The following is a 16,035-nucleotide window of genomic DNA, read 5'->3' as shown; positions in this document are numbered from 1 at the left end:
CGGCACCACACCCGCTCCCCCTCTGCGCACCCGCCCCGCCCTCCCCCTGAGCGCCGCCTGATGTGCACCGGTATGTTCGTGGTGACCTGATACGAGCAGGAGAAAGCCCTTTGTCCCGTACAGAGCCCGATCCCCAGCCCAACGATCCCCCGGGCGCCACCCTCGCCCCGGAATCGACGCAGCCGCCGCCCGGCGACGACACCGCGTTCTTCGGCCAGCCCAAGGGTCTGCTGACCCTTTCGGGCCTTGAGGTGTGGGAGCGGTTCTCGTTCCTGGGCATGCAGGCGATCCTCGTGCTGTACTTCGCGGCCACCGTCGCCGACGGCGGCATGGGCATGGAGCCCGGCACCGCCGCCTCGGTCGGAGCCGCGTACGGCACGCTCGTCTATCTGGTCTCGGTGGCCGGCGGCTGGCTCGCGGACCGCATCCTCGGCTCGTACCGGGGCGTGCTCTGGGGCGGCATCCTGATCGCCTGCGGCCACTACGCGATGGCGATCCCCGTGAGCGCCTCCACCTGGGCGGGCCTCGGCCTGATCAGCGCGGGCACCGGCCTCCTCAAGCCCAACGTCGCCAACATGGTCGGCAAGCTCTACCGCACCGAGGACGAGCGCCGCGACGCCGGTTTCGCGCTCTACTACATGGCGATCAACATCGGCGCCTTCCTCGGCCCGCTGGTCACCTCCTGGCTCGCCGACCACAAGGGCTGGCACTGGGGCTTCTCGGCCGCCGCGATCGGCATGACGCTGGGCCTGATCCAGTACGTCGCCGGGCGCCGGCACCTGGCCGGGCGCAAGCACGCCGCCGAGTTCGCGCTGCCGCCGGACAAGATGCGCCGGGCGGTCCGCGGCATCGTCGGCGGACTTCTCGCGGTGGCGGTGCTGGCGGTGCTCCTGGTGTGGGCCGGCTGGCTCACCATGGACCGCTTCGTCGACGTACTGACGCTGATCTCGGTGATCGCGCCGGTCGTCTACTTCTTCGTGATGTTCCGCAGCCCCCGGGTGGAGCCCGACGAGAAGCGCAGGCTGCGCGCCTATGTGGTGCTGTTCCTGGCGTCCGTGGCGTTCAACTTCATTCTCTTCCAGGCGTACTCGACGATGATGCTGCTCGCGTCGACCAACGCCCAGACCGAGATCCTCGGCTTCACCTTCCCGGTCGGCTGGTACGCCTCCGCGCTCGGCGCCTTCGAGGTGCTGCTCGCGCCGGTGGTGGCGGGACTGTGGCTGCGGATGGGCCGCCGTCAGCCGCACGCCTCGCACAAGATCGCAATCGGTGTGGTCCTCGGCGGACTGTCCTTCCTGCTGCTCGTGCTGCCGACCAGCGGGCACACCGACGACACGTACAAGATGGCCGCCTGGTGGATCGTCGGCTCCTACCTGCTGCTCGGACTGGGTGACGTGATCCTCCAGACCTCGGGCATGTCGGCCACCACCAAGCTCGCGCCGAAGGCGTTCTCCAGCCAGACGATGGCCCTGTGGTTCCTGTCGCTGGCCCTCGCCAACGGCATCCAGGCACAGACCGTGAAGCTGTACGGCAAGGTCTCCGACCCCGCGTACTTCGGCGTCAACGGCGCCATCGCGGTCGCGGTCGGCCTCGCCGTGATCGGCGCCGGCGCCTGGCTCAAGCGCACCATGCACCCCGTTCACTGAGGTGGTTCCGTCCCATGCAGATACGCACCGAGTTCCCGTACGCGACGACCTGCGAGGACGTCCGCATCCCGCTCCCCGACGGGACCCTGCTGTACGCCCGCGTCTGGCGCCCGGTCACCGAGGAGCGCGTCCCCGCCCTCCTCGAATACCTGCCGTACCGGCTGAGCGACTGGACCGCGCCCCGCGACTGGCAGCGCCATCCCTGGTACGCCGGTCACGGCTACGCGTCGGTACGGGTCGACGTGCGCGGCCACGGCAACAGCGAGGGCCTGCCGGGCGACGAGTACGACGCCCAGGAGCTCGCCGACGGCGTCGCGGTCGTCCACTGGCTCGCCGAGCAGCCCTGGTGCACCGGCAAGGTCGGCATGTTCGGCATCTCCTGGGGCGGCTTCAACTCCCTCCAGATCGCCGCGCTGGCCCCCGAGCCGCTGAAGGCGATCGTCACCGTCTGCTCGGCCGACGACCGCTACGACAACGACGTGCACTACATGGGCGGCTCCGTGCTCGCCGTGGACATGCACGCCTGGGCCGCCACCATGCTCGCCTTCGTGTCCCGGCCGCCGGACCCCGCGCAGGTCGGCGACGGCTGGAAGGACATGTGGCTGAAGCGGCTGGACGCGGTCGACCCGTTCCTCCACACCTGGCTGGACCACCAGACCAGGGACGACTACTGGAAGCACGGCAGCGTCTGCGAGGACTACTCGGCGATCGACGCGGCGGTGCTCGCCGTCGGCGGTTTCCACGACCCGTACCGGGACACCGTGCTGCGGCTGGTCGAGCACCTGGACCCGGCCAAGGTGCGGGGGCTGATCGGCCCGTGGTCGCACCAGTACCCGGACCGGGGGCTGCCGCCCGGGCCCGCGATCGGCTTCCTCCAGGAGACCCTGCGCTGGTGGGACCACCACCTCAAGGGGGCCGACACCGGGATCATGGCCGAGCCCCTGCTGCGCTCCTGGATCAGCGAGTCGCACCCGCCCGCCACCACGTACCCCGAGCTGCCCGGCCGCTGGGTCGGCGACACCTCCTGGCCGTCGCCGCTGGTCACCCCCGTCGCGTACGGGCTCCAGGGCGCGCCGGTGATCGTCGACTCGCCGCAGCACACGGGCGTGGACGCCGGCCGGTTCTTCCCCTTCGGCAACGACTCCGACCTGCCGCCGGACCAGCGCGAGGAGGATGCCAGGTCGGCCGCCTTCGACTTCCCGGTCGAGGGCGCCCCGATCGAGATCCTGGGCCGGGCCAGGGTCCGGCTGCGGCTGACCATGGACGTGCCGTTCGGGCAGGCGATCGCGCGGCTCTGCGACGTGGCGCCGGACGGTTCGTCGACGCTGGTCACCCGGGGTGTACTCAACCTCTCCGCCCGCAACGGCCGCGACCGGGCCGACGCCTGGCCGCTGGGCGCCACCGAGGACGTCGAGTTCGAGCTGAACGGCATCGGGCACACCTTCCCGCCGGGCCACCGCGTCCGGCTCGCCGTCTCGTCCGCGTACTGGCCGTGGATCTGGCCGCAGGCGGACTCGGCGGGCTTCGTGCTCGACCCCGTGGGCTCGGAACTGGAACTTCCGGTGCGGCAGCACACCGAGGACCGGGAGCTCGTCTTCGAGGAGCCGGAACAGTCGGCTCCGCTGGGCGTCGAGTTCCCCGACGCCGCAGGTCAGCGGCCCGAGCGGCTGGTCGTACGGGACGTGGCCAAGGGCGAGTGGCGCCTGGAGGTGGACCCGCGCTACGGCGGTACACGGATCTATCCGGACGGCCTCGAATTCACCGAGGACGCCCTGGAGACGTACACGATCAACGAGCGCGACCCGCTGTCCGCGCGCACCCGCTCCGACTGGACGATCGGGCTGCGGCGGCCCGAGCTGTCGTGGGACGTGGAGATCACCACACGCTCCGAGATCACCTGCGACGCGGCGGACTTCCTCACGTACAACGAGGTGACCTGCAAGGACGGTGGCCAGGTGGTCTTCCACCGGGTGTGGGAACGCAGGATTCCGCGGACCGCCGGATAGCCGCGCAAGCGGGGGCAAGCGGGCAGGCCGTCAGTCGCCCCCGCCGCCCCCGCCGTGGGACGCGGCCTTGTGCGCGGTGACGGCCTTGTGCACCGCCCACGCGGTCCACTCGGCACGGGCGAGTTCGCGCATCGTCGCCCGCAGCGGGCGGGCCGAGCGGCCCGGGAAGTAGCGGTCGGACAGCTCCGTGGCGGAGAGGAACGCCGCCAGGAGCCGGTCGTCGCGGTCCGGGAAGCCTGACTTCGCGGCGAGGTCGATCCGGTCCCGGAGCGGGGCTGACCAGTCGTCCCCGGCCGCCGGGTGCCGGACGGCCGGGAAGAGCCCGAGGACGCGCCTGGACTCGCGGCGCAGCGCGCCCCGTTCGACCAGCCGGTCCAGATAGCCGCCGGTCACCTCGCGCCGTTCGCGGGTGAGGAAGGAGGTGGCGCGGACACCGCCGCGCCGCCCCTTGCCCGGCTCCGGCAGGGCCGCCAGCAGCCGGAGCGCCACCGGGTCCGCCGTCGGACCCGAGGCCGGTTCCGGCGGCGGGACCGGGACGCGGGCCCGCACCCGCCCCCGGTCGTGCTCGACACGGCCCGCCCGGTCCAGCTCCGCCAGGGCGGCGCCCGCCACTCCGCACTCCAGGTGGCGGAGTGTGACACGGGCGCTGCCACGGTCCGGATACAGGCCGAGCAGGAGCAGCTCCTCCGGGAGCGTCAGACGCGGCAGGCGGGACGGACGCGGCGACTCGGACATCGGGGCATCACCCTCCAGCGGAGTACGGATCCTGGGTTCAGGGTTCCCCGTACGCCCGGAATCAGGCCCCGGCCACGATCGTCCCGCAATCAGGCCCCCGCCACGATCCGCCCCGTCACCTCGCCGAGGCCGACGCGCGTGCCGTCCGGGCCCGGGGCCCACGCGGTCATCGTGACCTCGTCGCCGTCCTCAAGGAACGTGCGCTTGCCGGTGGGGAGTTCGAGCGGGTCGCGGCCGTTCCACGTCATCTCGATGAGCGAGCCGCGCTGGCCCGCCTCGGGGCCGCTGATGGTGCCCGACCCGTACAGGTCGCCGGTGCGCAGCGAGGCCCCGTTGACCGTCATGTGCGCGAGCATCTGCGCGGCCGTCCAGTACATGCCGCCGAAGACCGGCTCCGAGATGACCTGCCCGTTGAGGGTGACCGTGATCCGCACGTCGAAGCCGCCGGGCTCCTCGTCGTCCGCGTCGTCCAGGTACGGCTGGAGCGGTACGTCGCGGGCGGGCGGCGCGACCCGGGCCGCCTCCAGTGCCTCCAGCGGCGTCACCCACGCGGACACCGAGGTGGCGAAGGACTTGCCGAGGAACGGGCCCAGCGGCACGTACTCCCAGGCCTGGATGTCGCGGGCCGACCAGTCGTTGAGCAGGGACAGCCCGAAGACGTGCTCGCGGAAGTCGCCGAGCTGGACGGGCGTGCCCTGCCGGGAGGGCGTACCGACGACGAATCCGACCTCGGTCTCGATGTCGAGGCGCACCGAGGGGCCGAAGACGGGTGCCGCGTCGGCCGGGGCCTTGCGCTGGCCCGACGGACGTACCACGTCCGTTCCGGAGACCACAACCGTGCCGGACCGGCCGTGGTAACCGATCGGCAGGTGCTTCCAGTTGGGGGTGAGCGCGTCGCCGTCCGGGCGGAAGATCCTGCCGAGGTTGGTGGCGTGCTGCTCGCTCGCGTAGAAGTCGACGTAGTCCGCGACCTGGTACGGAAGGTGCAGGTCGACGGCGGCGAGCGGGTACAGCAGGGGCTCTATGTCGTCGCGGTGCGCGGGGCTGGTGACCCAGGCGGTGAGCGCGCGGCGGACGTCGCGCCACGCGGTGCGGCCGGCCGCGAGCAGCGGGTTCAGCGAGCTCTGGGCAAGGAGTTGGGCGTACGGGGAGCCGAGCGCCAGCGCGGCGGCTCCCGCGTCCAGCACATGGCTGCCGATACGGACTCCGACGCGGCGCCGCTCGGGCTCGTTCGCGGTGGAGAACACGCCGTAGGGCAGGTTGTGCGGGCCGAAGGGGTCACCTTCGGCGACGTCGAGCGGGGACTGCTCGGGCATGGGTGCTGCCTCGCTTTCCGGGTCGTTGGGTCACACGTTACGTGGGGGATGCCTGGCACGGCAGTGGCTAAAGAGTTCGTAATGTCCGGAAAAGCCTTGGTGGAGGCGGGAATTCCGGCTTAGCGTCGTTTGGGGGTACGGGCGGGTTTTTCAGGGGGCACAGGTCCGTAGGGGGGACTTCGCAGTGAGCTACGGGGGCGGCGGCAGGGCGGGCGGAAACGGGCGGCGGCCGGTGGCGGACCGCGACGTTCCGGGCCTGATCGTGAAGTTCGGCAACTATCCACTGCACCACGGCGGCGTCGGAGCGATCCGCAGTCTGGGCCGCCTCGGCATACCGATGTACGCGATCACCGAGGACCGCTGGACCCCGGCGGCGCACTCCCGCCACCTGGAGCGGGCGTACGTCTGGCCGACCACCGGCACCGAGGAACCCGGCCGTCTCGTCGAGGGGTTGCTGCGGGTGGGGCGGCTGATCGGCCGCCCGGCCGTGCTCGTACCGACCGACGAGGAAGCGGCGGTACTGATCGCCGAGCACCAGGAGGCACTGTCCGGCCCCTTCCTCTTCCCGCACACCGGGGCCGGGCTGCCGCGCCGCCTCGCCAGCAAGCAGGGGCTGCACGAACTGTGCGTGGAGCACGGCGTGGCGACCCCCGAGGCCGCCTTCCCCTCCTCGTACGAGGAAGTGGAAGCCTTCGCCGAGCGGGCCCGCTTCCCTGTCGTCGCCAAGAACCGGGAGGCCTTCGTACGCCGCCACCGCCCCGCCGTCCGGGGCACCACCCGCATCTCCACCCCCGCCGAACTCCTCGCCCTGGCAACGGAATGGGGGGACGCGCCGGGCGTGATACTCCAGGAGTACCTGCCGCGCGAGGAGGCCGAGGACTGGATCGTCCACGCCTACTTCGACGCGCACAGCGAGCCGAGGGCGATGTTCACCGGGGTCAAGGTGCGGTCCTGGCCGCCGCACGCGGGCATGACGGCCTGCGCGTACGTCGTCGACAACCCGGAACTGGCCGCTCTGGCGGGGCAGTTCGTCAAACGCATCGGCTTCAGCGGAATCGTCGACCTGGACCTCCGCTACGACCGCCGCGACGGCCAGTACAAGCTGCTGGACTTCAACCCCCGGATGGGCGCCCAGTTCCGCCTCTTCGAGAACGAGGCGGGCGTGGACGTCGTACGGGCGCAGCACCTGGACCTGACCGGCCGTCCGGTCCCGGAGGGGGAACAGCGCGCCGGCCACCGCTATGTGGTCGAGAACATCGACCTCCCGGCCCTGCTCGCGTACCGCAGGGGCGGCTACACGACCCCGCACGCACCGCAGCGCGCGGACAGCACCGAGCTGGCGTGGTTCGCGGCGGACGACGTGCGGCCCGCGCTGATGATGCTGGCGCGGATGGTGCGGCCGGGGGCCCGGCACCTGTACGAGATGTACGGGACGTGGCGCGAGGGCCGCCACCGGCCACCGTCCTGACGGGGGGCACGTGTCGCGGGCGCGGCGCGCGGGGCACGGGGCACGGGGCAGCACACTTCTTCACGCTTCACCCTGGGGAGGGGAACTTCTGTGATTCTGCCGGTAGTTGTCATCGGGGCCGGTCCGTACGGCCTGTCCACCGCCGCGCACCTGCGGGCGCGCGGCATCCCGGTCCGGGTCTTCGGCGAGCCGATGGTGAGCTGGCGCTCGCACATGCCGGCCGGGATGCTGCTCAAGTCGACCCCGGCCGCCTCGAACATCGACGCGCCGCAGCCGGGCCACGGCCTGATCGACTTCTGCGCGGAGGCGGGCATCACGCGGTACGAGTCGGACTGGGACCTGATCCCGGTGGAGGACTTCGCCGCGTACGGGCAGTGGTTCGCGGGCCGGCTGGTCCCGGAACTGGAGGAGACCCGGGTGGTGTCCGTCGACCGGACGGGCGCGGACTTCTCCCTCAAGCTGGACTCGGGCGAACAGTTCAGGGCGCGCGCGGTCGTCGTCGCCACCGGGCTGTCCGGGCTGGCCCGCATTCCGCGCGAGCTGGCGGCGGCGGTCCCGGACGGCCCGTCCGCCTCGGGCCCCGTCTCGCACGCGGTGCAGCACCGCGACCTTTCGGTGTTCGCCGGCAAGGACGTGGTCGTGGTGGGGGCGGGGCAGTCCGCGCTGGAGAACGCGGTGCTGATGGCGGAGGCGGGGGCCGCTTCGGTCCGGATCGTCGCCCGCCGCCGGGGCGCGGTGACCTTCGGCGACGCCCCGGACCACCAGCCCCGGCTGCGGCCGGAGTCCCCGTTCGGCCGGGCCTGGTCCCTCTACGCACTCTCGTACCACGCCACTCATGTGCGCCAACTGCCCGCGCCCGTGCGGCACTACCTGGTGCGCCGGGTGCTCGGGCCGCTCGGCGCGTGGTGGCTGCGGGACCGGTTCACGGGCCGGGTGCAGGTCACCGACGGCCGCCGGATCGAACGCGCCCGCATCGAGGAAGGACGCCCGGTCCTCACTCTGTCCGGCGGCGAAGGCCCCGCCTCGGAACTCTCCGCCGACCACGTCATGGCGGCCACCGGATACCGTACGGACGTCTCGGCGATGCCCTTCCTGGGCGACGGCCTGCGCACGGCCCTAGCCACCACCGGCGGGGCCCCGGTCCTGGACGCGGGCTACGGCTCCTCCGTCCCCGGCCTCCACTTCACGGGCCTACCGTCGGCGTCCTCCTTCGGCCCGGTGATGCGCTTCGTCTGCGGCACTGAATACGCGTCGCCACGCGTGGCGGCGTCCATCGCTCGCGGGTAGGGGTGGGTGGGGTCCGCTGCGCGGGGCCTTTCCCCTGCCCGCCGCAGGCGCGACACCGCCCCACCAGCCCACGCCCCCGCCTCAGTCCTCCGGCGGCGCCTCCGCCCCCCACTCCTCCTCCGGCTCCGCATCCCAGTCCCACTCGGGCGCGGACTCAACAGCCCGCCCCCGCCCGGCCGAACCACGAGCCGACGCCGGGGCCGAAGCAGCGGCCGGAGCGGGGGCTGCCGCCGGAGCTGCAACCGCGGCCGGAGCCTCGCCCCCACCCCCAGACCCCCCGCCGCTCCCGCCCAGACCCGCCAGAACCTCCAGCACGCCCTCCCCGTACGTCGCCAGCTTCTTCTCCCCCAGCCCCCCGATCCGCCCGAGCTCCTCCATCGACGCCGGCCGCACCGCCGCGATCTCCTGCAACGTCGCGTTGTGGAAGATCACGTACGGCGGCACTCCCTGCTCCTTGGCCAGTGCCGTCCGCCATTCCCGTAGCGCCTCGAAGACCGGGACCAGCTCGGCCGGCAGGTCCACCGGCGCCGCCTTCGCCTTCTTCTCGCCACGGGAGCCACCCGCGCCCCGCCCCGCCGCAGCCCGCTTCGGCTCCTTGCGCAGACGCACCTCGCGCCGTCCGCCGAGGACTTCGCCGCTCGCGTCCGTCATGACCAGCGTGCCGTACTCGCCCTCGACCGTCAGCAGGCCCTGGGCGAGCAACTGCCGCACCACGCCCCGCCATTCGCTCTCGGCGAGCTCCGATCCGATGCCGAAGACGGACAGCTGGTCGTGGTCGAACTGGATGACCTTGGCGGTCTTCTTGCCGAGCAGGATGTCGATGATCTGCCCCGCCCCGAACTTCTGGTTCCGCTCCCGCTTGAGCCGGACCACCGTCGACAGGACCTTCTGCGCGGGCACCGTCCCGTCCAGCGTCTCGGGCGGGTTGAGGCAGGTGTCGCAATTCCCGCAACCGGCCACGGCACCGGCACCAGCCCCGGCCCCGCCCCCCTGCTCCTGCCCGAAGTACGCGAGCAGCTGTCCGCGCCGGCACTCGGCGGTCTCGCAGAGGGCCAGCATCGCGTCCAGGTGCGAGGCGGCCCTGCGGCGGAACGCCTCGTCGCCCTCGCTGGTCTGGATCATCTTGCGCTGCTGGACGACGTCCTGGAGTCCGTACGCCATCCAGGCCGTCGACGGCGCCCCGTCACGCCCGGCGCGGCCGGTCTCCTGGTAGTAGCCCTCGACGGACTTCGGCAGGTCCAGGTGCGCGACGAAGCGCACGTCCGGCTTGTCGATGCCCATGCCGAACGCGATGGTCGCGACGACCACCAGGCCGTCCTCGCGCAGGAAGCGCGCCTGGTTGCGGGCACGGGTCGGCCCGTCGAGCCCCGCGTGGTAGGGGACTGCCTCGATGCCCTGGCCCCGCAGGTACTCCGCCGTCGCGTCCACCGACTTCCGCGAGAGGCAGTAGACGATGCCCGCGTCCCCGGCGTGCTCCTCCTTGAGGAAGGCAAGCAGCTGCTTCTTGGGCTCGACCTTCGGGACGATGCGGTACTGGATGTTCGGCCGGTCGAAGCTGGCGACGAAGTGCTTGGCGTCGGGCATGCCGAGCCGGTCGGTGATCTCCTTGTGGGTGGCCGCCGTCGCGGTCGCCGTCAGCGCGATGCGCGGTACGTCCGGCCAGCGCTCGCCCAGCACCGAGAGCGCCAGGTAGTCCGGCCGGAAGTCGTGGCCCCACGAGGCGACGCAGTGCGCCTCGTCGATGGCGAAGACGGAGACCTTGCCCCGGCCCAGCAGGTTCAGCGTCGAGTCGAGCCGCAGCCGCTCCGGAGCCAGGTAGAGCAGGTCGATCTCGCCCGCCAGGAACTCCGCCTCGACCGTCCGCCGCTCGTCGAAGTCCTGGGTGGAGTTCATGAATCCGGCGCGCACACCGAGCGCGCGCAGCGCGTCCACCTGGTCCTGCATCAGGGCGATCAGCGGCGAGATCACCACGCCGACACCCGGCCTGACCAGGGAGGGGATCTGGTAGCAGAGCGACTTTCCGCCGCCGGTGGGCATGAGCACGACCGCGTCGCCGCCGCTCACCACCTGCTCGATGATCTCCGCCTGCTCGCCCCGGAAGGCGTCGTACCCGAAGACCCGGTGCAGCGTCTGGAGCGCTTCGCTCTCCTCCGCGGCTCCGCCGGTCACCGCCCCGCCCGTCACCGACACCGTCATTGCGTCCATACCGCTCGTCGTCCCATTCATCGCGCCGTCCCCCGCAGTGGTCCCTGGTCCCCGTGCTCGTATCCCGGTACTCGTATCCCGGTACGCCTGTCTCACCCACGACCCACGGTAGAGCCCCGCACTGACAACCCGGACCAAAAGCCACCGCCCGGCCCCCCAGAAAAGGGGTGCCGGGCGGTGGCGAACCAGACGTGCCAAGGGCTGGAGACAGGAGGAAAGAGCTAGCGGACGAACATCCCCGCCTGCCCCGCCAGGTCCAGGAAGTACTGCGGCGCCACACCGAGCACCAGCGTCACCGCCACTCCCACCCCGATCGCCGTCATCGTCAGCGGCGAGGGCACGGCAACCGTGGGTCCGTCCGCCTTCGGCTCGCTGAAGAACATCAGCACGATGACCCGGATGTAGAAGAACGCGGCGATGGCCGAGGACAGCACACCGACCACGACCAGCACCCCGGCCCCGCCCTCCGCCGCCGCCTTGAAGACCGCGAACTTGCCCGAGAACCCGGAGGTCAGCGGGATGCCCGCGAAGGCGAGGAGGAAGACCGCGAAGACGGCGGCCACCAGCGGCGAGCGCCGGCCGAGACCGGCCCACTTGGACAGGTGCGTCGCCTCGCCGCCCGCGTCGCGCACCAGCGTGACCACGGCGAAGGCGCCGATCGTCACGAAGGAGTAGGCGAGCAGGTAGAAGAGGACGGACGAGATCCCGTCGGGGGTGGCCGCGATGACACCGGCCAGGATGAATCCGCCGTGTGCGATCGAGGAGTACGCCAGGAGCCGCTTGATGTCGGTCTGGGTGATCGCGACGATCGCACCGCCCAGCATGGTGACGATCGCGATGCCCCACATGACCGGCCGCCAGTCCCAGGTGAGGCCCGGCAGGACGACGTAGAGCAGCCGGAGCAGCGCGCCGAAGGCCGCGACCTTGGTGGCCGCCGCCATGAAGCCGGTGACCGGGGTCGGGGCGCCCTGGTAGACGTCCGGCGTCCACATGTGGAAGGGGACGGCGCCGACCTTGAAGAGCAGGCCCATCAGGATCATCGCCATGCCGATGAGCAGCAGGGCGTCGTTGCCCATGGTGTCGGCCAGCGCCGGGTCGATGCTCTGCGCGGTGCCTTCGACGATGTCAGCGATCCGGGCGTACGAGACCGAGCCCGCGTAGCCGTACAGCAGGGCGATGCCGAACAGCAGGAATGCCGAGGAAAACGCGCCGAGCAGGAAGTACTTCACGGCCGCCTCCTGCGACATCAGCCGCTTGCGGCGGGCGACGGCGCACAGGAGGTAGAGCGGCAGCGAGAACACTTCGAGGGCGATGAAGAGGGTCAGCAGGTCGTTGGCCGCCGGGAAGGCGAGCAGACCGGCCACCGCGAACATCGCGAGCGGGAAGACCTCGGTGGTGGTGAACCCGGCCTTGACCGCGGCCTTCTCGGCGTCGCTGCCCGGTACGGCGGCGGCGTCCGCGGCGAACGAGTCGCTGTGGTTGCCGTGCTGGACCGGGTCGAGGCGGCGCTCGGCGAAGGTGAAGACCGCGACCAGCGAGGCCAGCAGGATCGTGCCCTGGAGGAACAGCGCCGGGCCGTCGACGGCGATGGCGCCCTCGGCCGCGATGTGCGCCTTGGTGGTGGCGAACCCGCTGGCCGCGAGGCCGACGATGGCCGCGAAGGCGGCGGCGATGGCGACCACCGCGATGAACAGCTGGGCGTAGTAGCGCCCCTTGCGGGGCACGAACGCTTCCGCCAGCACCCCGAGGACGGCCGCGCTCACCACGATCAGGATCGGTGCGAGCTGGGTGTACTCGATGGTCGGCGCCTCGAAGGTCTTGCCGGGCACTGCGGGGTCGGCCGCCGCCAGATTCGTCCACAGGCTGTGGACAGACACTGCGCTCACTTCGCGGCCTCCACTTCGGGCTTCGGGTCCTGCTTGTTCACGTCATGCATGGTGTGGGTGACCGCCGGGTTGATGATCTCGGTCAGCGGCTTGGGGAAGACGCCGAGCCCGATCAGCATCACGATCAGCGGAACGACCACCACCAGTTCCCGGGCCTTGAGGTCCTTCATGCCGCTGACCTCGGCCTTCACCGGGCCGGTCATGGTGCGCTGGTAGAGCACCAGGACGTAGAGCGCGGCGAGGACGATGCCGGTGGTGGCGATGATCCCGACCACCGGGTACGCGGCGAACACCCCGACCAGGACCAGGAACTCGCTCACGAAGGGGGCGAGTCCCGGCAGCGACAGGGTGGCGAGTCCGCCGATCAGGAAGGTTCCGGCGAGCACCGGGGCCACCTTCTGCACCCCGCCGTAGTCCGCGATGAGCCGCGAGCCGCGCCGGGTGATCAGGAAGCCCGCGACCAGCATCAGCGCGGCGGTCGAGATGCCGTGGTTGACCATGTAGAGCGTCGCGCCGGACTGGCCCTGGCTGGTCATCGCGAAGATGCCCAGGATGATGAAGCCGAAGTGCGAGATCGAGGCGTACGCGATCAGCCGCTTGATGTCCCGCTGGCCGACGGCGAGCAGTGCCCCGTACACGATGCTGATCAGCGCCAGTACGAGGACGACGGGCGTCGCCCACTTGCTGGCCTCCGGGAAGAGCTGGAGGCAGAAGCGCAGCATCGCGAAGGTGCCGACCTTGTCGACGACCGCCGTGATGAGGACGGCGACCGGTGCGGTCGCCTCCCCCATCGCGTTCGGCAGCCAGGTGTGCAGCGGCCACAGCGGGGCCTTCACCGCGAAGGCGAAGAAGAAGCCGAGGAACAGCAGCCGTTCGATGTTGGTCGACATCTCCAGCGTGCCGGCCGCGCGCATCTCGGCGATCTCCGAGAGCGAGAACGTCCCGGCGACGACGTACAGACCGATGACGGCGGCCAGCATGATGAGCCCGCCGACCAGGTTGTACAGCAGGAACTTGACCGCCGCGTAGGACCGTTGGGCGGCTGCCGACTCGTCGGTGCCCGAGTGCGCCCGGTCGCCGAAGCCGCCGATGAGGAAGTACATCGGGATGAGCATGGCTTCGAAGAAGATGTAGAAGAGGAAGACGTCGGTGGCCTCGAAGGAGAGGATCACCATCGCCTCGACCATCAGGATCAGCGCGAAGAAGCCCTGGGTGGGCCGCCAGCGCTTGTTGTCCTTCTTTTCGAGGGGGTCGGCGTCCTTCCAGCCGGCGACGATGACGAACGGGATGAGCAGTGCGGTCAGGGCGACCAGCACCACCCCGATGCCGTCCACACCGAGTTCGTAGCGGACCCCGAAGTCCTTGATCCAGGCGTGCGACTCGGTCAACTGGTAGCGGTCGCCGCCCGGTTCGAACCGTACGAGCACGATCGCGGCCAGTACGAGGGTGCCGAGCGAGACCAGCAGCGCCAGCCACTTGGCGACCGTGCGACGTGCGGCGGGCACGGCGGCGGTGAGGATGGCACCGGCCGCCGGGAGGACCGCCGTCGCGGTGAGCAGGGGAAAGGACATCGTGATCAGACCGCCCTCATCAGCAGGGTCGCGGCGATGAGGATCGCCGTACCGCCGAACATCGAGACCGCGTACGAGCGGGCGTAGCCGTTCTGGAGCTTGCGCAGCCGGCCCGAGAGCCCGCCGACCGAGGCGGCGGTGCCGTTGACCACGCCGTCGACCACGGTGTGGTCGAGGTAGACCAGCGAGCGGGTGAGGTGCTCGCCGCCGCGGACCAGGACGACGTGGTTGAAGTCGTCCTGGAGGAGGTCGCGGCGGGCGGCCCGGGTGAGCAGCGAGCCGCGCGGGGCGACCACGGGGACCGGCTTGCGGCCGTACTGGAACCAGGCGGCGACCACGCCGAGCAGCAGGACCGCGATCGTGGCGCCGGTGATGACCGGGATGCTGATCGGCGGGTGCGGGTGCTCGAACTTGGTCACCGGCTCCAGCCAGTTGACGAACCGGTCGCCGATGCTGAAGAGCCCACCGGCGAAGACCGACCCGAAGGCGAGCACGATCATCGGGATCGTCATCGACTTGGGCGACTCGTGCGGGTGCGGCTGGTTGCCCTCGGCGTCCGGCTGCCAGCGCTTCTCGCCGAAGAAGGTCATCAGCATCACGCGCGTCATGTAGAACGCGGTGAGTCCGGCACCGAGCAGGGTGGCTCCGCCGAGGATCCAGCCCTGGGCGCCGCCCGCGGCGAACGCCGCTTCGATGATCTTGTCCTTGGAGAAGAAGCCGGACAGGCCGGGGAAGCCGATCAGTGCCAGATAGCCGAGGCCGAAGGTGATGAAGGTGACCGGCATGTACTTGCGCAGGCCGCCGTACTTCCGCATGTCGACCTCGTCGTTCATGCCGTGCATGACCGATCCGGCGCCGAGGAAGAGCCCGGCCTTGAAGAAGCCGTGCGTCACCAGGTGCATGATCGCGAAGGCGTAGCCGATCGGGCCGAGTCCGGCCGCGAGGATCATGTAGCCGATCTGCGACATGGTCGATCCGGCGAGTGCCTTCTTGATGTCGTCCTTGGCACAACCGACGATCGCACCGAAGAGCAGCGTGACCGCTCCGACGACGGTGACCACCAGCTGGGCGTCGGGGGCGGCGTCGAAGATGGCGCCGGACCGGACGATCAGGTACACACCGGCGGTGACCATGGTCGCCGCGTGGATCAGGGCCGAGACCGGGGTCGGGCCCTCCATCGCGTCACCCAGCCAGGACTGGAGAGGCACCTGTGCCGACTTGCCGCACGCGGCGAGCAGCAGCATCAGGCCGATCGCGGTGAGCTTGCCCTCGCTCGCGCCTTCCGCCGCCCCGAGGACAGGACCGAAGGCGAAGGTCCCGAAGGTGGTGAACATCAGCATGATCGCGATGGACAGGCCGATGTCACCGACCCGGTTGACCAGGAAAGCCTTCTTGGCCGCGGTCGCCGCACTGGGCTTGTGCTGCCAGAACCCGATGAGCAGGTACGAGGCGAGGCCGACGCCCTCCCAGCCGAAGTACAGCAGGAGGTAGTTGTCGGCGACGACGAGCAGGAGCATCGCCGCGAGGAAGAGGTTCAGGTAGCCGAAGAAGCGCCGGCGGCGCTCGTCGTGCTCCATGTAGCCGATCGAGTAGATGTGGATCAGGGTGCCCACACCGGTGATCAGCAGGACGAAGGTCATCGACAGCTGGTCGAGCTGGAAGGCGATGTCCGCCTGGAACCCCTCCACCGGGACCCAGCTGAACAGCTTCTGGTGCAGGGCGCGGTCGTCCGCGTTCTTGCCGAGCATGTCGGCGAAGAGCACGGCGCCGATGACGAACGAGCCGGCGGCGAGCAGCGTGCCCAGCCAGTGTCCGGCCTTGTCCAACCGGCGCCCGCCGCACAGCAGTACGGCCGCTCCGAGCAGTGGCGCCGCGACGAGCAGCGCGATCAGGTTCTCCACTTTTCTTCCGACCC

10 protein-coding genes are annotated in these 16,035 nt (G+C 70.9%); 4 read left to right on the top strand and 6 right to left on the bottom strand.

Annotated features, from left to right (window positions below):
* Positions 1 to 110 precede the first annotated feature (110 nt).
* On the top strand, positions 111 to 1,646 hold the full coding sequence (locus ACZ5PB_RS25240) for a peptide MFS transporter (RefSeq protein ID WP_468694016.1): 1,536 nt from the start codon (positions 111 to 113) through the stop codon (positions 1,644 to 1,646).
* A 14-nt stretch (positions 1,647 to 1,660) separates the two neighbouring features.
* Positions 1,661 to 3,652: a CocE/NonD family hydrolase gene (locus ACZ5PB_RS25235; protein WP_468694015.1), complete on the top strand. Its 1,992-nt coding sequence runs from the start codon at positions 1,661 to 1,663 to the stop codon at positions 3,650 to 3,652.
* Positions 3,653 to 3,682: 30 nt separating this feature from the next.
* On the opposite strand, the gene ACZ5PB_RS25230 is transcribed toward ACZ5PB_RS25235, so the two are convergent.
* Both ACZ5PB_RS25230 and fahA read right to left on the bottom strand, forming a co-directional pair.
* Positions 3,683 to 4,387 carry a GOLPH3/VPS74 family protein gene (locus tag ACZ5PB_RS25230; RefSeq protein WP_468694014.1) on the bottom strand — a complete coding sequence of 235 codons (705 nt, stop codon included), beginning with the start codon at positions 4,385 to 4,387 and terminating at the stop codon, positions 3,683 to 3,685.
* An 89-nt stretch (positions 4,388 to 4,476) separates the two neighbouring features.
* Entirely contained in the window at positions 4,477 to 5,703 is a 1,227-nt protein-coding gene (gene fahA / locus ACZ5PB_RS25225; RefSeq protein ID WP_468694013.1) for a fumarylacetoacetase, read from the bottom strand.
* Between the two features lie 184 nt (positions 5,704 to 5,887).
* On the opposite strand from fahA, the gene ACZ5PB_RS25220 reads away from it, so the two are divergent.
* Positions 5,888 to 7,171 (top strand): carboxylate--amine ligase, encoded by a 1,284-nt coding sequence (locus tag ACZ5PB_RS25220; protein WP_468694012.1) that lies wholly within the window; start codon positions 5,888 to 5,890, stop codon positions 7,169 to 7,171.
* Positions 7,172 to 7,261: 90 nt separating this feature from the next.
* A complete protein-coding gene (locus ACZ5PB_RS25215; RefSeq protein ID WP_468694011.1) occupies positions 7,262 to 8,458 on the top strand; it encodes an FAD-dependent oxidoreductase in 1,197 nt (398 codons plus the stop codon).
* Between the two features lie 81 nt (positions 8,459 to 8,539).
* Here ACZ5PB_RS25215 and recQ read toward each other — a convergent pair whose 3' ends face one another.
* The 4 genes from recQ to nuoL form a co-directional block, all read right to left on the bottom strand.
* The gene (gene recQ / locus ACZ5PB_RS25210; protein ID WP_468694010.1) at positions 8,540 to 10,663 is read right to left on the bottom strand and encodes a DNA helicase RecQ; all 2,124 of its coding nucleotides are present in this window, start codon (positions 10,661 to 10,663) and stop codon (positions 8,540 to 8,542) included.
* A 221-nt stretch (positions 10,664 to 10,884) separates the two neighbouring features.
* Complete coding sequence (gene nuoN, locus ACZ5PB_RS25205; protein WP_468694009.1) at positions 10,885 to 12,549, bottom strand: NADH-quinone oxidoreductase subunit NuoN; 1,665 nt, start codon at positions 12,547 to 12,549, stop codon at positions 10,885 to 10,887.
* On the bottom strand, positions 12,546 to 14,120 hold the full coding sequence (locus ACZ5PB_RS25200; protein ID WP_468694008.1) for an NADH-quinone oxidoreductase subunit M: 1,575 nt from the start codon (positions 14,118 to 14,120) through the stop codon (positions 12,546 to 12,548). Before ACZ5PB_RS25200 ends, nuoN begins: the two co-directional genes overlap by 4 nt.
* Before the next feature lie 5 nt (positions 14,121 to 14,125).
* Positions 14,126 to 16,021 carry an NADH-quinone oxidoreductase subunit L gene (gene nuoL, locus ACZ5PB_RS25195; protein ID WP_468694007.1) on the bottom strand — a complete coding sequence of 632 codons (1,896 nt, stop codon included), beginning with the start codon at positions 16,019 to 16,021 and terminating at the stop codon, positions 14,126 to 14,128.
* Between the last annotated feature and the right edge of the window lie 14 nt (positions 16,022 to 16,035).

Source organism: Streptomyces sp. NPDC032721 (assembly GCF_055579625.1).
This window is presented reverse-complemented; position numbering and strand designations above follow the sequence as displayed.

Coding starts and splice junctions, on each gene's coding strand:
- ACZ5PB_RS25235 (WP_468694015.1), top strand. CDS start 1,661: ATGCAGATACGCACCGAGTTCCCGTACGCGACGACCTGCGAGGACGTC.
- ACZ5PB_RS25230 (WP_468694014.1), bottom strand. CDS start 4,387: ATGTCCGAGTCGCCGCGTCCGTCCCGCCTGCCGCGTCTGACGCTCCCG.
- fahA (WP_468694013.1), bottom strand. CDS start 5,703: ATGCCCGAGCAGTCCCCGCTCGACGTCGCCGAAGGTGACCCCTTCGGC.
- recQ (WP_468694010.1), bottom strand. CDS start 10,663: ATGGACGCAATGACGGTGTCGGTGACGGGCGGGGCGGTGACCGGCGGA.
- ACZ5PB_RS25200 (WP_468694008.1), bottom strand. CDS start 14,120: ATGTCCTTTCCCCTGCTCACCGCGACGGCGGTCCTCCCGGCGGCCGGT.